Here is a 3196-nt window from a genome sequence, read left to right as displayed (position 1 = left end):
CCTTTCTTCTTATCCTCCCCCCCCCCCCCCCCCCCCCCCCCCCCCCCCCCCCCCCCCCCCCCCCTCCCCCCCCCCCCCCCCCCCCCCCCCCCCCCCCCCACGACGGTGTCCGCCGGCCCCGGTGACCGTCGGCTGGACCACCGTCACCCACCGGCGCCACGTGAGTATCCGCCGGCCCCGGTGTCGGCTGGCCGGCCGGATGCGGCAGGCTTAGCGCATGGCTGACGGCTCCTGGTACGACGCCGACATCGACCGTGTGATCATTTCCGAGGAACAGATCCGCGACAAGACCGCGGAACTCGCCAAGCAGATCGCCACTGACTACGCCGACGTGACGGGTGGACTGCTGCTGGTCTGCGTGCTCAAGGGCGCGGTCATGTTCATGGCCGACTTCGCCCGTGAGCTCGGCCGGCAGGGCGCTCCCGTCGAGTTGGAGTTCATGGCCGTCTCCTCCTACGGGCAGGGCACCACCTCCTCCGGCGTGGTCCGCATCCTCAAGGACGTGGAGCGGGACATCGCCGGTCGGCACGTGGTGGTGGTCGAGGACATCATCGACTCCGGCCTCACCCTGTCCTGGCTGCTGAAGTACCTGGCGTCCAGGTCGGCGGCGAGCGTGGAGGTGGTCGCGCTGTTCCGCAAGCCCGAGGCGGTCAAGGTGCAGGTCCCGGTGCGGTATGTCGGCTTCGACATCCCCACCGAGTTCGTGGTTGGCTACGGCCTGGACTTCGCCGAGCGGTACCGCGAGTTGCCCTACGTCGGGGTGCTCAAGCCCGAGGTGTACGGCCGCGGCTGACCGCCGCCGGTGTGTCAGCCGTCGGGAAACTCCTCGGGACGTCCAGGCCACTCCCAGGAAACAGCGCTACGGTATGCGGTGGCGCGGGTCAGCTGACCGCGCCGACGTGGGACCAGCGGACGGAGCGCGGGTCGACCGGGCTCGCGGACGCGCACCTCGTCACCACGGTGTACCTTCGAATGACCGTGGCGCTCGGTTGGCGCCCCGGAGTGGCTAACCAGACGGTCAGAACGTCGATCAGGAGGGTCCGGGCGCTGCGGCGCTCGACATACGTATGGAACGTACGCGTTTCTTCCGCCGGCCGGTGGTCTGGATCATCCTGGTGATCATCGGTGCGATAGCGCTCAGCTCGTTCTTCACCAACGGCCCCAGCTACCACAAGGTGGACACCTCGGTGGCGCTGGAGCGGCTGGAGCAGGGCGGCATCGACAAGGCGATATTCCAGGACCGGGAGCAGACGCTCCGGCTCGACCTCGCCGAGCCGGAAGAGTTCGGCGACACCGAGACCGACCGGATCGAGGCCCAGTTCCCGTACGAGGTCGGCGACGAGATCTGGACCGACGTGCTGGCCGCCAAGGAGGCCGGCCGGGTGACCGGCCCGGCCGAGGCCGAGGTGTCGTCGGACAGCATCTTCATCACCCTGCTGGTCAACCTGCTACCGATCGCCATCCTGGTGATCCTGCTGCTGCTGTTCATGTCGCAGATGCAGGGCGGCGGGTCCCGTGTGCTCAACTTCGGCAAGTCCAAGGCGAAGGTGATCACCAAGGACACCCCGAAGACCACCTTCGCCGATGTGGCCGGCTCCGAGGAGGCCGTCGAGGAGTTGCAGGAGATCAAGGACTTCCTGCAGAACCCGGCGAAGTACCAGGCACTCGGTGCAAAGATCCCCAAGGGCGTACTGCTGTTCGGTCCACCCGGCACCGGGAAGACCCTGCTTGCCCGGGCGGTGGCCGGCGAGGCCGGTGTGCCGTTCTACTCGATCTCCGGGTCCGACTTCGTCGAGATGTTCGTCGGTGTCGGCGCCAGCCGGGTCCGTGACCTGTTCGAGCAGGCCAAGGCGAACGCCCCGGCGATCGTCTTCGTCGACGAGATCGACGCGGTCGGCCGGCACCGTGGTGCCGGCATGGGCGGCGGCCACGACGAGCGGGAACAGACCCTCAACCAGTTGCTGGTCGAGATGGACGGCTTCGACACCAAGGGCGGCGTGATCCTGATCGCCGCCACCAACCGACCCGACATCCTCGACCCGGCGCTGCTGCGCCCCGGCCGGTTCGACCGGCAGATCCCGGTCGACGCCCCGGACATGGAGGGCCGCAAGGCGATCCTGCGGGTGCACGCCCGGGGCAAGCCGTTCGCCCCGGACGTCGATCTGGACGCGGTGGCCCGGCGTACCCCCGGATTCAGCGGCGCCGACCTGGCCAACGTGATCAACGAGGCGGCGCTGCTGACCGCCCGGCAGGACGCCCGGGCGATCACCAACGAGGCCTTGGAGGAGTCGATCGACCGGGTGGTCGCCGGCCCACAGCGGCGGACCCGGGTGATGGGCGACAAGGAAAAGAAGATCACCGCATATCACGAGGGCGGTCACGCCCTGGTGGCCTGGGCCCTGCCACACGCCGCCCCGGTGCACAAGGTGACCATCCTGTCCCGGGGGCGGTCGTTGGGCCACACCCTGGTGCTTCCGACCGAGGACAAGTACACCCAGACCCGTGCCGAGATGATCGACACCCTGGCGTACGCCCTCGGTGGCCGGGCCGCCGAGGAACTGGTCTTCCACGAGCCCACCACCGGTGCCGGCAACGACATCGAGAAGGCCAGCGCGTTGGCCCGGGCCATGGTCACCCAGTACGGCATGAGCGCCAAACTCGGCGCCGTCAAGTACGGCACCAACGGCGACGAGCCGTTTCTCGGCCGGACCATGGGCCACGAGCGGGACTACTCCGATTCGATCGCCGCTGAGATCGACAGCGAGGTCCGCGCCCTCATCGAGCTGGCCCACGATGAGGCCTGGGAAATCCTGGTCGAGTACCGCGACGTGCTCGACACCATGGTGCTGGAGCTGATGGAGAAGGAGACCATTTCCCAGTCCGACATGGCCCGGATCTGCGAGCGGGTGGTCAAGCGGCCGCCGATGGCACCCTTCAACGGCTTCGGCAAGCGGCAGCCGTCCACTGAGCCGCCGGTGCTGACCCCGGCCGAGAAGGAGAACCTCGGCCGGCAGGCGGTCGCCGACGGGGCTCAAGCCGTCTTCGGCGGTGGCATGTCCGCGAACTCGGACGGCACCATGTCCGCGAACTCGGACGGCACCTCCTGAGCAGCCCTGACCTACCGTCCAGTGTAGTGTCGATACAAAAAGAAAAAAACAAACCAGGGCACCCCCCCACCCCAACCAACAAAAAAAAA

General features: G+C 68.3%; 2 protein-coding genes. Both read left to right on the top strand.

Going from position 1 to position 3196, the window contains the following annotated elements:
* Positions 1-217 precede the first annotated feature (217 nt).
* Positions 218-793, top strand: a complete 576-nt coding sequence (gene hpt, locus ACXAHD_RS31715; RefSeq protein ID WP_289211981.1) for a hypoxanthine phosphoribosyltransferase — start codon at positions 218-220, stop codon at positions 791-793.
* A 274-nt stretch (positions 794-1067) separates the two neighbouring features.
* The gene (gene ftsH, locus ACXAHD_RS31710; RefSeq protein WP_289211982.1) at positions 1068-3107 is read left to right on the top strand and encodes an ATP-dependent zinc metalloprotease FtsH; all 2040 of its coding nucleotides are present in this window, start codon (positions 1068-1070) and stop codon (positions 3105-3107) included.
* Positions 3108-3196: the final 89 nt, after the last annotated feature.

This window comes from Micromonospora sp. ABR4_055, assembly GCF_056160425.1.
The sequence above is the reverse complement of the archived record's forward strand: the minus strand, read 5'-3'. Positions and strand labels throughout refer to the sequence as shown.

Bases quoted from the DNA above. Each gene is read 5' to 3' on its own strand.
- hpt (WP_289211981.1), top strand. From the start codon at position 218: ATGGCTGACGGCTCCTGGTACGACGCCGACATCGACCGTGTGATCATT.
- ftsH (WP_289211982.1), top strand. From the start codon at position 1,068: ATGGAACGTACGCGTTTCTTCCGCCGGCCGGTGGTCTGGATCATCCTG.